Raw genomic sequence first — 19,109 nt, forward strand, 5'->3', positions numbered from 1 at the left:
GTGTTACCTAGAGCTAAAGAACTAACTCATTTATGTCCAGAAGCTTTCTGGCGGGGCATGAAGCACGAAAATGCCCCAAAATCATTCAGAGTAAATACTCGTCCACATCTTGTTCATATGAGTTTCCCTTACCAAAAGTTATTGAACGCTGAACATCTAGAAATCAAACGTCAAGGAGCAGTGTAATTTTCAGGCTTGAATTATAAGATGTTGATTTTATGTTGAATAAGTGAGTAAGAAACGACATTATACTAACATCGAATTAGGTGCAGTTGTTAGCCGCCTGAGTAACGTTATGAGATGACGTTGCTAGGAAAGACCTATTAAAATCGATAGGCCGTTTCTATTAATTGAATAATCACAAAGTTTTTATTGGGATTGAATATGAAGCTTAGTTTTATCCGGTTATCGAACTTTCAATCGTTCGGGCCTGAGCCAACCACTCTTACACTCGACGACGTGACCTATTTAATTGGTCCAAATGGTTCAGGTAAAACGGCTGCCCTATTGGCTCTGAGTCGCATGTTCGCTTTCAATCCTGCTATGCGTAGAGTTCAGCGCTCAGATTTTCACGTACCATCAAGGGAAGAGGAAACTCCTGAAGAACGGACTCTTTGGCTGGAAGCTGAATTTTCTTTTCCAGAGTTGAGAGAGGACATCGATAGCAGCACCGTAGCCCCTCACTTCGGACATATGCGGTTGGACATTACAGACGGTTTACCTAGAGTTCGCTATCGCCTTACAGCAACGATGGGAATTGATGGAGATATCGAAGAATCATTCGATTATGTGCTTGAAGTAAACCCAGATGACTCTCCACTTAGCTGCGCGAAGGTACCGCGTGGTGAACGCAATCATATCCATGTTCACTACCTTCCAGCCAGGCGCGATCCAGCCGACCATGTAGCCTATGGTTCCAACGCCATTTTGGGAAGGATGTTACGTGCAATCCAGTGGAAGGATGAGCGAGAAACCATCAGTCGACTAGCAGGTGAAATAACTAACAGTTTAGTTGGAAACCCTTCCATCATGGCTCTGAGTCACGGGCTCACAACTACATGGAACAAACTGCATAAAGGAAACTTTTTTACTGACCCAAAGGTTACATTTGTGGCATCGGAAGTCGAAGCCTTACTAAGGCATACTTCGATTTCCTTTGGTCCTGGACATGACGAGGGTTTCGTTGACTTTACTCGTTTGAGCGATGGCCAAAAGTCGATGCTGTATCTTTCCTTGGTTTTGTCATCCCAGATGGTTAACAAAGCCACCCTCAGTGGTACGGATAAATCATTCGACGTTGAAAAACTCAAACCACCAGTTTTCACTATCGTTGCTCTGGAAGAGCCAGAAAATAGCCTCTCGCCTCATTATCTTGGGCGAATAGTTAATGCTCTAAAGGAAATGACAAATAGCGGTGATGCCCAAGCTTTGATTGCCACTCACGCGCCTTCAATGTTACGTCGCGTAAAACCAGAAGACATTCGTTACCTCCGACTTTGCACTTCTCGCAACACTCAGGTGAAGCATGTTCAGATGCCACCAACCACCGATGAAGCGCACAAATTTGTCCGTCAAGCTGTCCAAGCGTTTCCTGAAATATATTTTTCTCGCCTAGTAGTGCTCGGGGAAGGCGACAGCGAAGAGATTGTTCTTCCAAGGCTCCTTACCGCAAAAGGTATCCCAGTTGATGAGTCAGCTATAACAGTAGCTCCTCTTGGTGGGCGACATGTGAACCACTTTTGGCGACTTCTGTCAGCATTGGAAATCCCCTACATAACTCTGCTTGATCTTGATATTGCTCGATATCAGGGCGGCTGGGGAAGAATGAAATATGTGAACGATCAATTAGCAGCATTTAACCCTTCAAATGTACTTCCTGCAGGTCACATTATCCCTTCGTGGAGCGATACTACGCACATGGTTAGGGACTATGGACATTATCGTTCAGCCCTAGAGGAGAGGGGGATATATTTTTCCTTTCCGATGGATCTGGATTTCGCGATGCTACTTGCTTACCCAGATGCTTACGGTGTGCTAAAGGAAGATCCTGAAGAGTCCACAATTAAGGCTGTACTAGGTAAAAGTCATTTCAATTCAGAACAATACGCTGCCGATGAACGAAGGCTGTTTAACACCTATCATCAGCTGTTTAAACTGGGGAGCAAACCCGCGTCACATATCGAAGCTTTCGCCAAATTATCTGATGCAGACATACTTCGAAACATACCTGAATCGATAAACCGTTTAGCGCGTGTAGTCAAAGAGCGGCTAGAGGCTATACCAGAATGACAGCTATAGACTCATGGAGGCCTTCGTATGGGTTGCAGCTAGAACCTAATGCATACATCGCCGCAACAGAGCAAAATCAATCTCTGGCGCTTACTGCAGGACCTGGAGCAGGCAAGACGGAAATGCTGGCTCAAAGAGCAGATTTCCTTCTACGTACAGGTGTATCAAGGTACCCCAAACGAATTTTGGCTATTTCTTTCAAGGTCGACGCTAGTAAGAACTTGAAAGAAAGAGTACAGCGTCGCTGTGGTGCGGAACTTGGTTCCCGTCTCGATAGCTACACTTTCCATGCATTTGCAAAGCGCATTATTGATAGATTTAGAGTAGTACTCACTGGCAATGATGCGCTGAATATTGGCTATACGATTGGTGAAGTTAAAATCCCACATCAGCAGATACTATTTCTTGACCTTGTCCCTTTAGCAATAAAAATACTCCATAATTCAGAGGTTGCCAGAAACGCAATTAGGCAAACATATAGTGACGTGTTTCTTGATGAATTTCAGGATTGCACCAATCTGCAGTATGAGTTGGTTAAATTGGCTTTTCTTGGAACGGGTGTGCGCCTTACGGCAGTTGGTGATACTAAACAAAAGATTATGGGGTGGGCTGGAGCACTAGAAGGAATTTTCTTGCAGTTTTCCAGAGACTTTGGAGCTAGACCACTAAACATGTATCGAAATTTTCGATCTCAGCCGAAATTACTGCGACTTCAAAACGAGATAATTCTTACTCTGGACCCTGCATCTGTCATGCCCGATGAGCAACTAACTGGCCAGGAGGGTGAAATCAGTTCGTTAAGGTTTGACACCTGTGCCAATGAAGCTGAATGGATAGCAGACTCTGTATTACAGTGGATTAGAGACGAGCTGGTGCCAACTTCTGAAATAGCCATACTAGTCTCCAAGCAACTCGAATTGTACGCAGCTCCACTTATGGCAGCTCTTGAAGCTCGTAGCGTACCTTATCGTAACGAACAACAGATGCAAGATATCACCAGTGAGCCACTAGCCAGACTCATCGTCGATTACCTTCAATGTCTCTATGGGGAGCGTTACCCAGATGCCTGGAGAAGTTTGTCTAAGCTCCTTATTCCATTCGAGGATGAGGATTCTCGCTCAAGTGCTAAACAAACCTTTGGTCAGTTCATTCGGCGGGAAAGACAAGCAATTACTAAAGAGGATGTTGGTGGAGACCGATATTCGTCTTGGTGGGAAAGAGTCCGTTCATTCTTGAAGTTCATTGGCGTTGAAATTGCTACATCCTTGTCACCAGATTACGAGTCAAAAGAGCGGCTTGATGAGATAGTAATCGAAACTCGTAATCGTATAAATGATCTAAGAAGGCTTGATGCCGACTTGTTGAGGGCACTATGTCGCTTTTCAGATGATCAGGCTGTCAGTATTCTAACCATCCATAAAAGCAAGGGTCTTGAGTACGACTCAGTGATAATGATGGCAATTGAGAATGAGATATTTTTTGGCGATCAGGAGGCTAACCGTTGTGCCTTCTTTGTAGGGGTGTCACGTGCCAAGCAAAGGTTGGTGTTAACTCACTGCGAGATGAGACAAAGACCTGAGGGGTATACTGGACGATGGAGCGAACATAGAACACCTCAAGAGGAATATCTGGGTTATACGTGCTAATTCCCAAGATATAGTTGGTTTATGGAGGCTCAGAAAGCCGCAACTCAATGAATAAAACTAATCCAACATGTTTTATTGACTATCTATTTCTAGCTTGTATTTGTCCATCTGCGGCTTAGAGTGATCGTTCTAAGCTGAATCTGCCCCATTCCGTGCTAGCACCTATTTTTCACCTAAAACCTTTGCGCACCATTTGATTTAGTTTTCATTATGAAACTATAGTGCTGACTATAGAGCAATCGTTTAAGGAGTGACCAACCCATGAGAGTACCGATAAAAGTAACCGAAGAAGGCGAACACTACTTCGAAATCCCAGATGATTGCCTTCCAGTTGTATAGCAATTTGTCTGTAATGCCGAGAGAAGCGGCCGCCTTAGGCACGCTGTATCCTTGCTCTGTCACCAGTGCCACAGCTTCTTGTTTGAATTCGCTGGTATAAGTTCTGTTTTTTCTTTTTGTCATAGTCACCTCAATATCAGGGATTATATTCCTTTATTGAAGTGTCCGGTCTGATTAAAGCAGATCACTTTCACCGCTCAGCGAGATGAAGTCGAAAGCGCCACTCAAATTTAGGCGCAGCGCGGCCGAAAAGAATATCGGGAATACCAAACTATAGGTGCACCCAAGGAGCTAATAGATGCCAAGTGGCCGGCCATACAAACCTTTGGCAAAGTCATCAGCTATCGCGTACTCAAAGGAAAAGAGACGTTTCAGACACGTTACTATATCAGTTCCGCCATATTATCAGCATGTGCCGTATGAGCATTTAAGACGTTTAGAAGTTCTTTTCAGTGAAGTCCGCTAATGTAGAACGCTCAACTTCATCAAATATCAACACTGAACCATGTTCGTAATTGCGATAAATATTCACCGCAGCACTAGCACCACTAGACGCTGGCGTGACGAACTTATCATCTATTTGGGCCAGATTTCCCAACAAAAGTGTACGGCAGTTGCGACCAGCGCGACTTAACATGCCTTTTGTTTGTGCACGTGTCATATTTTGAGCTTCATCGATAATAAGCACTGCGTCATCTAAACTACGTCCCCGAAAATACGCCATCGAAGTGAATTCGATATTGGCACGTTCAACGATGTGCTCTATTGTTTCGAATGTACTGTGATTTTCATCATCATCAACACCATGCATCGAAATCAAAGCGTCAGTAATGCCCGCAAGGAGTGGAAGAGACTTTTCTTTCAAATCGCCAGGGAGAAATCCTGGGTCGTCATCGAGAAAATCGCGACTTCTAACAACTACAATCTTCTTATATTGTTTCGTTTCCAATACTTGATGCAGTGCAGCAGCAACAGCTAAAAATGTTTTTCCTGACCCTGCGGGGCCAAGAATGATGTTGAGGTCATAATGGGGGTCTGTAAGCTGACTTAAGGCGATTTCTTGCCTTGGGTTTTTGGGCAAAATTCCCCATACCTTTTCTACTTTTCTTGGTAGTAATTTTGTATAGACTCCCTCTGGAGCAACCTCAGAAATCCGTCCGATATGCCCAGCCTCATCATACCAATACATATTTTCTTGAACTTCATCATTGAAAAGCTCAACTGGAAGCGTATACACTTCCCCTGACATCTTAAATTCACTATCAGAACTGAGTCGGTCAAACAAATTGCCATCGAATGACTGAACACCCGAGTATAACAAGTCAATATCTGCAATCTGATTATCAACAGCAACATCTTCAGCTAAGACCCCCATCGTTCGAGCCTTTAGTCGCATGTTGATGTCTCGAGATACAATGACAACATCTTGCTTTAAACTGTTTTGTACATGCAGTGCATAATTAATAATGCGATTATCTGCATCACTACCAATTCCGTGCTTTAACGCATTGCTAATCTCTAGATTCGTATCGATGCCGATAAACAATTTACCGCGTTTAGCTGTTTCAGTTGACGGTAATGCGATGCCAGCTTCCATTTCTTCTGCGCCATGACCATTGACAATGTCTTCGAGCATTCGAATACATACACGAGCTTCAGCGCTGACAGATTTGCTTTTGCGCTCTTTAAGGTTATCCAGCTCTTCTAACACTGTTAAGCACACATAGATATCATCGCTATACGCTAACAGTGATTTCGGATCGTGAACTAACGCACTAGTATCCAAAATACGAGGGCAATTTGTTGTTTTAATCATATTATGCTACCTCTGAGTTGAAGGTTAACTGTGGCGCTTTGTGAACTTCGTAATGGCAGCTGTTCGCCGGCTCTATCGGTAACAATTGATAAGTATTTATAGTATTTTCTATAGTTGACATGGTTAAAATTTGATAATTTCTTGTTACGACCAATCTAGGCATCTGATTACTTGGTGGTAACAGTTTTTTAGCCATATCGAGACTAGGGTACCACACGACAACAGAGTTTTGAATCGATCGACCTCGCATAAAGTTCACCGATTTAAACTGAATATTTGCTTTTTCCATGATGTAATTCATGCTGCCGCTCGGATTTACATCATTCTTATGTAGCATCTCAAGTGTGTCAGTAATCGCCGCAAGCCATGGCGCCATTTTTTCTTCTTCCGTGCCCGGAAGAAAACCGATGGACTCCGCAATTTCCGGTGTGTTTCGAGTCACGATGATCTTGTCATACATGTCTCGCTCCACCACCATTTCTAATGCCGCCGCCATTGCCAACAACGTTTTGCCGCAGCCGGCAGGGCCAGTCAAGATCACTAAATCAATTTCAGGATCGAGCAACGCTTGCATCGCCATGCCCTGATACACATTTTTGGGTCGTATACCCCAAGCTTCTTTATTCAAGACTCGGTCTTGACCTAGGTCTAAAATATGGACATGTGTATCCGTACACGCGGCAACGCGACCACAGAAATTAGATTCTTCATCCAACAAATATTGATTAACGTACAAGTTATCAACATGAAGTTCCTCTTTAGGAACTTCATGAATGGTATGACGCCCTTGACTGGTTGTTGAAACTTTTTCTAAGTGTTCCCAGAAGTTCCCTTCAAAGACATGAAAGCCCTTGGTAAGAAATCGAATATCATCAATCAACTGATCCGTTCGATAATCTTCTACAAACAAAATACCCGCACCTTTGGCTTTCAGGCGCATATTAATGTCTTTGGTAACCAGAACAACTTTGCGAGGATGGTGCTGCTTTTGTAAATGAAGAGCAGTATTAATAATACAGTTATCATTATTGCCGCCAGGCAATGAACCGATGGTAAATTCGATTTGATGATCAGGAAAAATGGACAACGTCCCTACTGCGCCTTCATAGCCTTCTCGTGCAGGTAAGGATACACCTTGAATCGTTTGTTCTGGCGTGGTGTCACCACCGAGAATATCTTCTAGGGCTCGAATAGCGACTCGAGCATCGCGACTCACATCGCGTTTTCTATCTTTAATTTGGTCCAGCTCTTCGAGAACGGTCATTGGTACAACAACGTCATGTTCTTTAAAAGAGTATATTGCGAGGGGTTCATGCAATAACACATTGGTATCGAGTACAAACAACTTGCGGTCGTCTTTATCCATATCGTCTCCATTGGGCATATCAGCACTCACTAGACATTGCTTTCATTGCGGGGCGTTTTCTCTCCTACTTTTTATTAAAGGTATTGATTAATTTTAACTTATACCTTCAATTCCAATTTCACAACTTTTTTAGTCAACATAAGTCCTGTTTGTTGCCGTCATATGTCAACCGTAAAGTGCGTCACTTAACAATCACTACCTAGGTGATTTTTTGTTCTATAATCTCTATGAATTTCGACGCGATATGATTTAATTATCATTGGGTTTGTTATACCATACGCGACCTTTTGTAATTCCCCCGTAGATGAGAAGTTAAAGATGCCGTTTGCCCTTGGTCAACGCTGGATAAGCGACGCCGAATCAGAGCTTGGACTTGGTACCGTTGTACAAATAGAAGGCCGTATGATTGGCTTGCTATTTCCAGCCGCGGATGAAAATAGAATGTTTGCCCGCGAAGATGCGCCACTCACCCGGGTGATATTCAATCCTGGTGACACCATCGAAAGCCACGAAGGTTGGTCAATGACTGTCGAAGAGCTTGAAGAAGTGAGCGGCTTAATTATCTACCATGGTCGTCATGAAGAAACGGGCGAAATGGTCTCGCTACGAGAAACCCTGCTCAACCACAATATTCGTTTAAACAAACCACAAGACCGCTTATTTGCTGGGCAAATTGATCGTTTCGATCGCTTTGGTGTGCGCTATCAAAGTCAGCAATTACGTCATAAACTTGCGACGTCTGATTTACTGGGATTACAGGGGCCGAAGGTTGGCTTGATCCCCCATCAGCAGTGGATAGCCCACGAAGTCGGTCAACGCTATGCGCCAAGGGTATTGCTTGCTGACGAAGTCGGCCTAGGTAAAACCATTGAAGCAGGCTTAATTATCCACCAACAGCTGTTAACAGGCCGCGCTGAACGGATCCTCATTATCGTTCCGGACACGCTTCGCCATCAATGGCTCGTAGAGATGCTCCGTAGATTTAACTTACGCTTCTCGGTATTTGATGAAGACCGCTGTGTTGAAGCATTTGCAGATAATGACAATCCATTTTATACCGAGCAGCTCATCATTTGCTCAATGGAATTATTACGTAAGAAAAAGCGCCTTGATCAAGCGCTAGACGCCAGCTGGGATTTACTGGTCGTTGATGAAGCCCATCATCTTGAATGGACTGAAGAAGCACCAAGCCGAGCCTATCAGGTCGTTGAGGCTTTAAGTCAAGAGATTCCCGGTGTGTTGCTTCTTACGGCAACGCCGGATCAGCTCGGTCATCAAAGCCATTTTGCACGCCTACGTTTATTGGACCCTGATCGCTTCTATGATTACCAAGCTTTTATTCATGAAGAACAAAGCTATCAAGAAGTCGCTGAAGCTGCAGAAGCTCTCGCATCTGGTAAACCACTTTCTGACTCAGCAATAAATAGCTTAACTGAGCTGCTCAGTGAAAAAGATATTGACCCAAGCATTCGCCTTATTGCTGATCATGATGTTGCAGCCGACGTTAAACAAGCTGCACGAGATGAACTCTTACAAGAGTTGTTAGACCGACATGGCACGGGGCGAGTTTTATATCGCAACAGTCGCGCTGCAGTGAAAGGTTTTCCGACGCGTATCTTTAATGCATATCCAGTTCCGATGCCGGAGCAATATGCAACCGCTGCGCGAGTGAGCGCCATGATGAGCTCTCAGCAAGATTTACGCAGCCAAGCATTACTTGCATTAAGCCCTGAAAAAACTTACCAGGAATTCGATCAAAATAATGCTTCCTGGTGGAAGTTTGACCCGCGTGTTGATTGGTTAATTGACTTCTTAAAGAGCCACCGCAGTAAAAAGGTCTTAATTATTGCTAGCCAAGCTGCGACGGCGTTAAGTTTAGAAGAGGCCTTAAGAACTCGCGAAGGCATTCAGGCGACCGTGTTCCATGAAGGAATGTCTATTATCGAGCGCGATAAAGCCGGCGCTTACTTTGCACAAGAAGATGCAGGGGCTCAAGCATTAATCTGCTCTGAAATCGGCTCTGAAGGACGGAACTTCCAATTTGCCAGCCATCTGGTGTTATTTGATCTGCCCCTCAACCCTGATTTATTAGAGCAGCGTATTGGTAGACTGGACAGAATTGGTCAACAAAATGATGTCAATATCCATCTACCTTACTTAGCAGACACGGCTCAGGCACGATTAATGGCGTGGTACCGCCAAGGCCTAAACGCCTTTGAACTCACTTGCCCCAGTGGCCATATTCTATATCAAGAGTTTGAGTCAGAGTTGCTACAACAATTAGCAACGGCAGATAGTGATGCCATGACCCAATTGCTAAACAGTACGCAGTCGCGCTACAAAGAGCTAAAGCACGCAATGGAGCAAGGCCGGGATAAGTTACTAGAGATCAACAGTCATGGCGGCGACAAAGCAACCGAGTTAGTAAAGCGTTTAGCTGCGCGAGATGAAGACACGGATTTAATTGGCTCCGTCATTCGCTTGTGGGATGTTATCGGTGTCGATCAAGAAGATCGAGGTGAAAACTCTATTATCCTACGTCCAAGTGAACATATGATGTTCCCGACGTATCCAGGCTTGCATGAAGATGGCAACACCGTCACATTTGATCGTGAAACCGCACTTGCTCGCGATGATATTGCACTGATTACCCAAGAGCATCCACTTGTTCAAACGGGTCTTGACTTAATCACGGGTTCAGAAACCGGAACAGCATCTGTCGCAGTCTTAAAAAACAAAGCACTGCCCGCGGGAACATTGTTTCTCGAGCTAATATATATGGCAGACGCTAGTGCACCAAAATCAAGTCAGCTGTATCGTTACTTACCACCAACACCCATCCGTGTATTGTTGGATAAAAGTGGCAACAACCTGTCAGAGAAAGTCACCTATGACAGTTTTGATCAGCAGCTTTCTGCGGTAAATCGCCATATCGCAAGCAAGTTGGTCAATGCTTCACAAGCAGCATTACACCCTCTATTTGCCCATGGGGAAACCCATGCAACCCAAGCATTAGACGCATTGTTAGAAAATGCTAGGGCTCAGATGACATCACAACTGACCTCAGAGCTAGAACGACTCGAAGCACTACAAGCGGTTAATCCAAATATTCGAGATACTGAGCTGGAGTATTTACGACAGCAAATGATTGAATTGAGTGGCTATATGGATGACTGTCAATTACAGCTTGATGCCGTGCGCATGGTTCTCGTCAGTCATACGTAAACAACAATCCAGAACTGCGTGCATCCCAGCAGGGACTTCGCCGATTCATTTGAAATCCCCAAATTTAAGCCCTGTCCGATGACGGGGCTTTTGTTATGCTGATATACTCAAATGATAAACATTGGGCACAATACTCGGACGATGACCATCAAACACTTAATTTGTTTATGCACCACGTTATTACTGCTTTCAGAAAGCTGTATTGCGGTTGAACGCCAGTACCGGGATTTGCCTGCGACTGAAATCAAACAAATTACAGTGCAGCAAAAACAGCAATCCGTACTTGTTAGAAGCTGGCAAGGCACAAAAAAACTCGGCGCCGTTATTCTTCTCCCCGCTTCAGGCCAAAGTGCAGACCATCCGGGTCTAATATCATTTGTACGTCGGCATATTAACCCTTTGGGCTGGGCTAGCATTAGCCTGACCCCACAAGATGCAGGCAAGCAGCCAAATTTTGCTACGTCGGTCAATGAGGTCAATAAGGCTGGCACCAAACAACTTTCACACCCAAACAATCAAGCGATGCCGCGTTATAGTGAAGAAGAACAAAAACAAGTCAATGAAACGCAAGAAGCCTTTATCGTTGAAACATTTAATCAACTCGACGCTATTGGCGAACCCTTTCCTGGTAAACGCGTGCTCATCACACTGGATGATACCGCAGGGCATATTATCGACTTACTGGCCAATCGAAAGGTCCCACAACCTGATATCTTAGTACTGATAAACCCCTATCGACCAACCGAAGTGCAAAACGATAATCTTGCACTGCAATTAGCGAAGCTAGATGTACCAGTACTTGATATTCATTCGCCCGATGCAAACCAACGAGCATTAGAGAACCTAAGTGAGCGAATTGCACAAACAGCTAAGCATCGCCCCTACCACTATAGTCACCGAAAAGTCATGTTGAACCTAGATACGCCAAGTGCTTGGCAAGACTGTCTCGACTTGATTGAAGGTTTTGCATATCGAGTGATGAAAAAAGGTTGATCATCACGACCAAGTTTGCCGATCAATATAGCTTTTGTCAGGCTGCTTCGTTTGCCGCAGTGAAGCGATCACACGATTTTTTCCAATCAAGAGCTTGATTTGGCTGAGAGTTTCTCGGGCAAGTAGACTTCTGACAGAGCCAGTCCAACTTTGATTAATACTTAGCTTAATTGCTGCAATCGCATCAGGGGAGGTCACTGTCAATCTTTGAATGAGAGCTTTGGCTTCTGCATAAGGCTCTGAGCTCACCTGCGTAATAAGGCCAATGGTTTGCGCTTCTTCCGCCCCAATAATACGAGCGCTCATCGTCAATTCAAGGGCTCTATCCTTACCAACGATTTGCCGCAGCGCAACGAGACCAGCCATGTCAGGTAACAACCCCCACTTTGCTTCCATAATTGAGAGCCGCGCATCTGGCGCTGCAATTCTAAAATCTGCGCCTAACGCAATTTGAGTCCCTCCACCAAAACAATGCCCTTCAATTACGGCGATAACGGGCACTGGCAACTGCTGCCAACCGAGTGAGACTCTTTGAGCGAGGTTAGCATTGCCTGGTAATATTTTTACTAATAATTTAAAGGCTTTAGAAGGAGAACTCGCGACACTTTTTACATCTAATCCTGAACTGAAGTTCCCATTGCTGCCCGACAAAATAACGGCTCGCACCTGCTTATTTTTTTTCAAATGCTTGATCACCACATCAAGTTCTTTAAACATCGTGTAGTCTATTGCATTGAATTTTTCAGGCCGATTCAGCTGCACATATGCAATTTGATCTTTGATATCTAAAGTTAAACTTTTCCAATCCATGACTTTCTCCTGGTCTGTCCAGTTGAAATCATATCATGGCCACACTTTTTCACTACTGGCCTTTTGTCTAATCAATATTGGGCATCTCTGACAAATAAACCATTTATTTTCTTATACTTGAATCAAAACGAATTCAATCCACAGAAATAAACGCCGCCATTCTCTATTATCAAATCAACACCCTGACATTCAATCTCTCATTACTTTCATTTTTTATTAAAACTAGGTATGAGATCACTTTTAAACATATTAGAATAAGAGCTAATTAAGCTCGCCACCCCAATTCTAAAATATATCAGAATTGCTTTTTGCAAAACTTTGAATCAATTCATGTGATTAGCAAATGTTATATTGCTAGAGTATCAGGGCGATTGGCGCATAAATTCACTGTTGTGTTGTGCAAAAGACACTACACTTAGTGAGAGATAGACTCAAACTCTGCCATATTGATGGAGGTGGGTAAATCGACACGAGACACTTTAGAAAAGGATCATAAGTTTATATGACCATTCCTGTATTAATATGCGATGACTCTGCCTTAGCCAGAAAACAAATGGCGAGAACACTGCCCAAAGAGTGGGATGTTGATATTACATTTGCAGCAAATGGCGCAGAGGGAATTGAAGCAATTAAAGCAGGTCAAGGCGAAGTCGTTTTTCTCGACTTAAACATGCCTGTCATGGACGGTTATGAAGTCTTGGAAAGCATTCAACAGAATGATTTACCTGCACTTGTTATTGTTGTCTCTGGTGATATTCAAATTAAAGCTCATGAACGGGTCAAAGCTCTAGGCGCACTCGATTTTATTCAGAAGCCCGTGAGTGCAGAAGCGATCAGCCATATTTTACAAGAGTACGGGATTCTTACGCTTGAAAATGAAGGCGAGACCACTGATGAAGATATGATTGAAGTTGACATGCGCGACGCATGTCAAGAAGTTGCAAATGTCGCGATGGGGCGAGCTGCTGATTTGTTGAGTAAATTACTCGATGTGTTTGTACTACTGCCTATTCCTAACGTGAATGTTCTGGAAGTCAGCGAATTAACCATGGCACTGAAAGCAACTGAAGAAAATCCAACGATCTCCGCTTTATGCCAAGGCTTTATCGGCGCAGGAATAGCCGGAGAAGCACTATTGTTATTTCACGATTCGAGCTTCAACGATATGGCAAAACTGATGGGACTTAGTAACCCAGAAGATGAAGCCACAGAAATTGAAGTGATGATTGATACTGGTAACGTGCTGATTGGCGCATTTCTAAATGGTATATCTGAACAATTAGACATGCAATTTAGTCAATCACACCCAGTGGTTCTTGGACGCCACTGCACAGTCAACGAACTTATCCATGACAATTCAGCAAAATGGCATCGTACGTTAGCCATGGAAATTAACTATCGAATTGAAGACCACAATATTCAATGTGATTTATTGCTGCTATTTACCGAAGATTCAATCCCAACGATGAACTTCAAACTTGGCTATTTACTCGATTAATTAAAACAGGCTGGATCTTAGGTTATGTCAAACGACCCCACTGGAATGAACGAACTACATTGGCTCATTGATATGGTACAAACCATAGAAGTTGGCCTTGTTGTTCTCGATCGCCAATTTAATATTCAACTTTGGAACGGATTTATGGAAAACCATAGTGGTGTTTCTCCAAATTCGATCAAAGGTAAAAACCTGTTTAAAGAGTTTCCAGAATTACCATCTGAATGGCTGACCCAAAAGATGGAATCGGTATTTATGTTAAAAAACCGAGCCTTTATCAGTTGGGAGCAGCGACCTTACATTTTCAAGTTTAAAAATTACCGCCCTATTACCGGTCGCGCCGACCATATGTATCAAAACATTACCCTACTACCGCTTGCATCATTAACAGGACAAATCACGCATATTAGCGTCATTATTTACGACGTCACAGATACGGTGGTGAACAATCAACAAATAAAAGCGGCAAATGAACAATTAGAACATCTCAGCCAAACCGATGGTTTAACTCAGCTGAACAACCGCCGCCATTGGCAGATTTGTATGCAGCGTGAATATGATCGCCATGAACGATATGACTCAAATGCCAGCCTGATTATGCTCGATATCGATCACTTCAAACGGATCAATGATCAGTACGGCCATGTTGCAGGCGATAAAGTTATTCAACATATTGCACACCTTGTAGGGCAATCGGTACGAGAAACTGACTGTGCTGGGCGATATGGCGGCGAAGAGTTTTCAGTGGTACTCAGTGATACTTCTGCACAAGAAGCACTATTTTTTGCAGAGCGGCTGCGAAAGAAAGTCGCCAAATCTTCCATTGTTTTTGAGGGCAAAGCTATTAATTGTACGATTAGCTTAGGGATTTGCGATTTAGCGAATAAGCCTGAAAATAGTTCGTCTTGGGTCTCCAAAACTGACTTGGCACTGTATAAAGCCAAACAAGATGGTCGAAACCGTACAGAAACATACGATCCCAATGCAAACTATGATCAAGTTGCAGATAAAGCGGAATAGATTGGAAAAACGTTAGGCAATGAGCAGTTTTCATTCACGTCATTGCCTAGGTTTTGTCATCGATTAATCTTCGATTGAACCAGTAGGCTCCTGCTCCTGAGAAGACTCACCTAACATGCGCTCACGAAACTCCTCCAGCCCTTGATGAACCAGCGCTTGAGTGGCTTCTACATCTTCAGCAATGCTGCCTTCATATACCTGAAGTCCTTCTAGAATGTCCTTGGCTTCTCCAATTCCTTTATCGATTGCCCCGCCAATAACTTCCAAAAAACCATCCACTTGTTCTTCATAGCTCAACGAAGAATTCTGCCCCTGATACACACTAAAAAACTGGGTGGAAAAATCGACAATCCGTCCTGCTGTCGCCTCTGGTGAAGTATCAACGCCTTCGTCAAACGCTCTTTGTGTAGCGTTGGGTCCTTTAGTTGGCGCGAGATATTCATCGATAGCATCAATCGCTGCGCGATAAAGGAGTGTCATCGCTTTATTGCCCGAAGAAATACTCACTTCTTCCAGCGCAGACAATAATGTGGCATTGGACAATTCACGGCTCATTTGAGAGGCGCTTTTTCCTTGAGCAACCTCAGAAACCGCTTCTCCATGAGATGACTTAGCATGGGATTTATCTTTTGCGACCTCAGAAACCGCTTTACCGTGGTTTGCAGGGGGTTGTTGTATTTCCATAGCGAGCATTCCTACACATTGGTTCTATTCATACATTATCGACCATATTTTGAACAACTTGAGTTATTTTTGTGGATTTAACTGGCACTCTGAGCACGCAAAGGCTACCTTTGCTGGCAGAACTCATAGCCAATTCACCAATCATTTATGCGATTTAACCTTAGTATTCTATTCATCGCTTTCACACTTTTTGCCAGCATGACAAGCCTAAACTTACAGGCCAATGAGCAGCAAATTTTCGTCGTGAGGCACGTAGAAAAACTAAAAGGAAAAGATCCAGAGCTTTCAATGGCGGGGCAAAAGAGAGCAAGAGCACTTGCTGCTCTCATGGCAAACCAGCCAATCAATATGCTTATTGCCACGCAGTTTAAACGAACACAGCAGACACTAGAGCCACTTGCACAAGCAAAGCTGTTGAATCTAACTATCGTTGCTGCTCAACGGCCGCTCATTCATCATGTTGCGCAGACAATCAACATGGCAAAATCAAGCTCTGGCAGCGTAATTATTGCCGGCCACTCCAATACGGTTCCGATGATTTTGACGGCTTTGGGGATAAAGCAGCCTATTGAACTAACAGAGTCAGACTACGGCGATCTTTTTTTGCTAAACCTCAAAGATGACCAACTCATCAGCTGGAAACGCTCGCATTTTGGTGATGCACCAACCCTCAAACAAATACAAAATGTGAGATAAAACAAGCGTCAAAAGTTTACATTTTCCCCGCAAGATCCAAAAATCAAATTTATTTTGAAGCTTGGTCACAAAACGTGTAAAATATTCGACTTTAGGCTTAGTCATGTTTCGAGGAAGGTTCTTTTGAACTCAAGTTGCGTAGAAAATCAACTGCCATCCAAGGCGATTAGCGCGAGCTGTCGTAGCTGTGATCGGTTAGCTGAAATAGAAGGCGAACTCGTATGTTTCAGAAAAGGTAGAATAACCAAGCTTCTGCCTGTAAGTGAAACCACAGGCACTGTGACCAAACTCAATTTGCTTTGTGAAGGTTGGCAGCAACAATCTCAGCTAGCGAGAGCATTTTAGTCGTTCCATATCTACAAATACTGAAGATCTCGAACTCTTTAGATAATTTAGACTTTATCAGCCCAGTCATCACTCAATACCATCTATATATTTTATGTGTGCCGCAGCATTCTCGCTTTGGCGCACGCAGTTCATAATATGACTACTTCTATCATACGCTCTTGAGAATATGACAAGCTTCGTTTCATGTTCAGAGAACTTGATGTCCTTAGTCCACTCATTCACGATTTAATGCTACGAAAATAAAGTGGCGACTGCTGGAATGTCTTTGTACTGAGGCTGACTCCTCAGCACCTTTTCAATTGTTAAGCCCCTAGTACTTACGATTAAGCCAGCATTTAATTCATCATAAATAGTTTGCAGGTGCTGACAATCTACATGTTTTTGAGCCAACATAGCCTTCAAGGCAGACCAATCACTTTGGGTACTTTGCTTTTTACCTTCGACCATCACTCGAATCGGGATATTGTTCACTCACTAGGCTCCATTACAACAATCTCTAGGCATAAAGCCACCTTCACGCCCCAACAATTTATCCCTGAATTTTACACGACAACACTGTACTGCAGCTGAACTATGCGTGCTGATAATATTGATGATGAACAATTATTGGTTTTGGATATTCCAGAGTTTTGCATAAAGACCTTTAGCTTCAAGAAGCGAGTCATGATCCCCTTGCTCAACAATACACCCTTTACTTAATACAATAATTTTATCTGCATCGGTAATCGTCGACAGTCGATGTGCTATGACCAAGCTGGTATGATCTTTAGCAGCGTCACTCAAAGCCTCCAATATTGCTTTTTCAGAGCGGCTATCCAGAGAAGACGTTGCTTCATCAAATACCATGATCGGCGCGTTTTTAAGCACGGCCCTTGCAATCGCCACCCGCTGTTTTTCTCCCCCAGATAGTTTAAGCCCACGTTCTCCGACTTTCGTGTCCCAGCCAGCGGGTAGCTCGGCAACAAAGTCACTTAAGTGAGCCAGTTTAATCGCCTGCAGCACTTCATCTTCAGACGCATTTGGGCGACCGTATAGAATATTGGCATATAGCGTATCGTTAAATAGCACAGTGTCTTGGGGGACTATCGCGATCAGTCGGCGCAATGAGTTTAACGTCAACGTTTGAATGTCCACGCCATCGAGCGTAATTTTACCGCGATTCAAATTGTAAAAACGGAACAACAGCTTCACGATAGTCGATTTGCCAGCGCCACTATCACCAACCACGGCCACTTTCTGCCCTGGTTTTATATCAAAATCTACACCATGCAAAATTTCACGATCATCGTAGCTAAATCCAACATCTTCAAACTGGATATGGCCCACAAGCTGCTGATGCTTTATCGCGCCATCACAATCAAAGACCTTGGGAGAGCGTTCAAGCAAGCCAAACATTCGTTCAATATTGGCTAAAGCGCCTCGGATTTCACGATAAACAAAGCCGAGGAAATTAAGTGGAATAAACAGCTGCATCATAAATGCGTTAATCAGGACAAAGTCACCAAGGCTCATGTTCCCGTAGGAAACTTGGTAAGCTGCCAGCGCCATCATAGCCGTCATTGCAGTGGCAATAATTAGCGCTTGACCTGCATTTAAAGCAAACAAAGAAAGACGATTTTTCCGCTTTGCGTTTTCCCACGTTGCTAAAGCATCATCATATAAGCCTGCTTCATATTGTTCATTATTAAAATACTTGACCGTTTCGTAGTTCAACAAACTATCTATCGCTCTAGTGTTTGATGCGGAGTCAGCTTTTGCTGCCTCTCGTACATATTCAGTTCGCCATTCAGTTGCTTTAACTGAAAAAAAGCCATAGGCAACCACTGAAACCAAGGTGATGGACGCAAAACCAACTCCATAATTGAACAGTAAAATCCCAATCACCAAACCGATTTCCAAAATCGTCGGTACAATATTAAACACCATAAAACGCATCAGAAAGCTCACGCCACTGGTGCCTCGTTCAATATCTCGAGATAAGCCCCCTGTGCGTCGCTCCAAATGAAAATCTAAATCGAGTTGGTGTAAATGTTCAAACACCACGAGACCTAAACGACGTATGGCACGTTCAGTTACTCGGCCGAACAGCACATCACGGATCTCTCCGATCACCACAGTCAAAAAACGTAGTGCACCATATGCCAACACGAGTGCCAATGGTACTGCAATGATTTGTGCTTGTAGGTTCGTGTCTAAGGTATCGACTAAGTCCTTCAGCACAAACGGCAAACCCACACTCGTTAACTTAGCGATAATCAAACAAGACATCGCTAACGCAATTCGTCCTTTAAACTCTAGTAAATAAGGCCATAGCAGCTTCAGTACTTGCCAATTTAGCTTTTCTATAGGGCCGTCAAAATATAACGATGGGCGCATTCA

Annotated in this window: 13 protein-coding genes and 1 pseudogene; 7 read left to right on the forward strand and 7 right to left on the reverse strand. The window is 43.6% G+C overall.

The window, feature by feature from the left end; genetic code table 11:
- Positions 1-384: 384 nt before the first annotated feature.
- Together IEY18_RS07580 and IEY18_RS07585 are read left to right on the forward strand one after the other, a co-directional pair.
- The gene (locus IEY18_RS07580) at positions 385-2,289 is read left to right on the forward strand and encodes an ATP-dependent nuclease (RefSeq protein WP_188919437.1); all 1,905 of its coding nucleotides are present in this window, start codon (positions 385-387) and stop codon (positions 2,287-2,289) included.
- A gap of 32 nt (positions 2,290-2,321) precedes the next feature.
- Positions 2,322-3,935: a UvrD-helicase domain-containing protein gene (locus IEY18_RS07585; RefSeq protein ID WP_229779780.1), complete on the forward strand. Its 1,614-nt coding sequence runs from the start codon at positions 2,322-2,324 to the stop codon at positions 3,933-3,935.
- 324 nt (positions 3,936-4,259) lie between these two features.
- Here the strand turns inward: IEY18_RS07585 and IEY18_RS17405 are convergent.
- From IEY18_RS17405 to IEY18_RS07600, 3 genes and pseudogenes are all read right to left on the reverse strand, one after another.
- Positions 4,260-4,397: pseudogene (locus IEY18_RS17405) on the reverse strand (transposase); the annotation flags it as partial.
- A 313-nt stretch (positions 4,398-4,710) separates the two neighbouring features.
- The gene (locus tag IEY18_RS07595) at positions 4,711-6,090 is read right to left on the reverse strand and encodes a PhoH family protein (RefSeq protein WP_188919443.1); all 1,380 of its coding nucleotides are present in this window, start codon (positions 6,088-6,090) and stop codon (positions 4,711-4,713) included.
- 1 nt (position 6,091) lies between these two features.
- Positions 6,092-7,456: a PhoH family protein gene (locus IEY18_RS07600; protein WP_229779781.1), complete on the reverse strand. Its 1,365-nt coding sequence runs from the start codon at positions 7,454-7,456 to the stop codon at positions 6,092-6,094.
- Between the two features lie 318 nt (positions 7,457-7,774).
- On the opposite strand from IEY18_RS07600, the gene rapA reads away from it, so the two are divergent.
- Positions 7,775-10,681, forward strand: coding sequence for an RNA polymerase-associated protein RapA (gene rapA, locus IEY18_RS07605; RefSeq protein ID WP_188919445.1), 2,907 nt, complete (start codon positions 7,775-7,777; stop codon positions 10,679-10,681).
- Positions 10,682-10,822: 141 nt separating this feature from the next.
- On the forward strand, positions 10,823-11,674 hold the full coding sequence (locus IEY18_RS07610) for a DUF3530 family protein (protein ID WP_188919447.1): 852 nt from the start codon (positions 10,823-10,825) through the stop codon (positions 11,672-11,674).
- Between the two features lie 3 nt (positions 11,675-11,677).
- Here the strand turns inward: IEY18_RS07610 and IEY18_RS07615 are convergent, their stop codons facing one another.
- Positions 11,678-12,484, reverse strand: coding sequence for a crotonase/enoyl-CoA hydratase family protein (locus IEY18_RS07615; protein ID WP_188919449.1), 807 nt, complete (start codon positions 12,482-12,484; stop codon positions 11,678-11,680).
- A 502-nt stretch (positions 12,485-12,986) separates the two neighbouring features.
- On the opposite strand from IEY18_RS07615, the gene IEY18_RS07620 reads away from it, so the two are divergent.
- A complete protein-coding gene (locus tag IEY18_RS07620; RefSeq protein ID WP_188919451.1) occupies positions 12,987-13,982 on the forward strand; it encodes a response regulator in 996 nt (331 codons plus the stop codon).
- Between the two features lie 24 nt (positions 13,983-14,006).
- Positions 14,007-15,002, forward strand: a complete 996-nt coding sequence (locus tag IEY18_RS07625) for a sensor domain-containing diguanylate cyclase (protein ID WP_188919453.1) — start codon at positions 14,007-14,009, stop codon at positions 15,000-15,002.
- Between the two features lie 63 nt (positions 15,003-15,065).
- On the opposite strand, the gene IEY18_RS07630 is transcribed toward IEY18_RS07625, so the two are convergent.
- Entirely contained in the window at positions 15,066-15,686 is a 621-nt protein-coding gene (locus IEY18_RS07630) for a DUF5610 domain-containing protein (protein ID WP_188919455.1), read from the reverse strand.
- Between the two features lie 147 nt (positions 15,687-15,833).
- Here IEY18_RS07630 and IEY18_RS07635 point away from each other — a divergent pair, with 147 nt between their 5' ends.
- The gene (locus IEY18_RS07635; RefSeq protein ID WP_188919457.1) at positions 15,834-16,382 is read left to right on the forward strand and encodes a histidine phosphatase family protein; all 549 of its coding nucleotides are present in this window, start codon (positions 15,834-15,836) and stop codon (positions 16,380-16,382) included.
- A 579-nt stretch (positions 16,383-16,961) separates the two neighbouring features.
- Here the strand turns inward: IEY18_RS07635 and IEY18_RS07640 are convergent.
- Positions 16,962-17,201, reverse strand: a complete 240-nt coding sequence (locus IEY18_RS07640) for a hypothetical protein (RefSeq protein ID WP_188919459.1) — start codon at positions 17,199-17,201, stop codon at positions 16,962-16,964.
- A gap of 132 nt (positions 17,202-17,333) precedes the next feature.
- Positions 17,334-19,106, reverse strand: coding sequence for an ABCB family ABC transporter ATP-binding protein/permease (locus IEY18_RS07645; RefSeq protein WP_188919461.1), 1,773 nt, complete (start codon positions 19,104-19,106; stop codon positions 17,334-17,336).
- Between the last annotated feature and the right edge of the window lie 3 nt (positions 19,107-19,109).

It is taken from the genome of Shewanella gelidii, assembly GCF_014647855.1.
Lineage (GTDB): Bacteria > Pseudomonadota > Gammaproteobacteria > Enterobacterales > Shewanellaceae > Shewanella > Shewanella gelidii.

Excerpts from the sequence above, each read along its gene's own strand:
- IEY18_RS07595 (WP_188919443.1), bottom strand. The coding sequence starts at position 6,090 with ATGATTAAAACAACAAATTGCCCTCGTATTTTGGATACTAGTGCGTTA.
- IEY18_RS07635 (WP_188919457.1), top strand. The coding sequence starts at position 15,834 with ATGCGATTTAACCTTAGTATTCTATTCATCGCTTTCACACTTTTTGCC.
- IEY18_RS07620 (WP_188919451.1), top strand. The coding sequence starts at position 12,987 with ATGACCATTCCTGTATTAATATGCGATGACTCTGCCTTAGCCAGAAAA.
- IEY18_RS07580 (WP_188919437.1), top strand. The coding sequence starts at position 385 with ATGAAGCTTAGTTTTATCCGGTTATCGAACTTTCAATCGTTCGGGCCT.
- IEY18_RS07645 (WP_188919461.1), bottom strand. The coding sequence starts at position 19,106 with ATGCGCCCATCGTTATATTTTGACGGCCCTATAGAAAAGCTAAATTGG.
- rapA (WP_188919445.1), top strand. The coding sequence starts at position 7,775 with ATGCCGTTTGCCCTTGGTCAACGCTGGATAAGCGACGCCGAATCAGAG.
- IEY18_RS07625 (WP_188919453.1), top strand. The coding sequence starts at position 14,007 with ATGTCAAACGACCCCACTGGAATGAACGAACTACATTGGCTCATTGAT.
- IEY18_RS07600 (WP_229779781.1), bottom strand. The coding sequence starts at position 7,456 with ATGGATAAAGACGACCGCAAGTTGTTTGTACTCGATACCAATGTGTTA.
- IEY18_RS07610 (WP_188919447.1), top strand. The coding sequence starts at position 10,823 with ATGACCATCAAACACTTAATTTGTTTATGCACCACGTTATTACTGCTT.
- IEY18_RS07630 (WP_188919455.1), bottom strand. The coding sequence starts at position 15,686 with ATGGAAATACAACAACCCCCTGCAAACCACGGTAAAGCGGTTTCTGAG.
- IEY18_RS07615 (WP_188919449.1), bottom strand. The coding sequence starts at position 12,484 with ATGGATTGGAAAAGTTTAACTTTAGATATCAAAGATCAAATTGCATAT.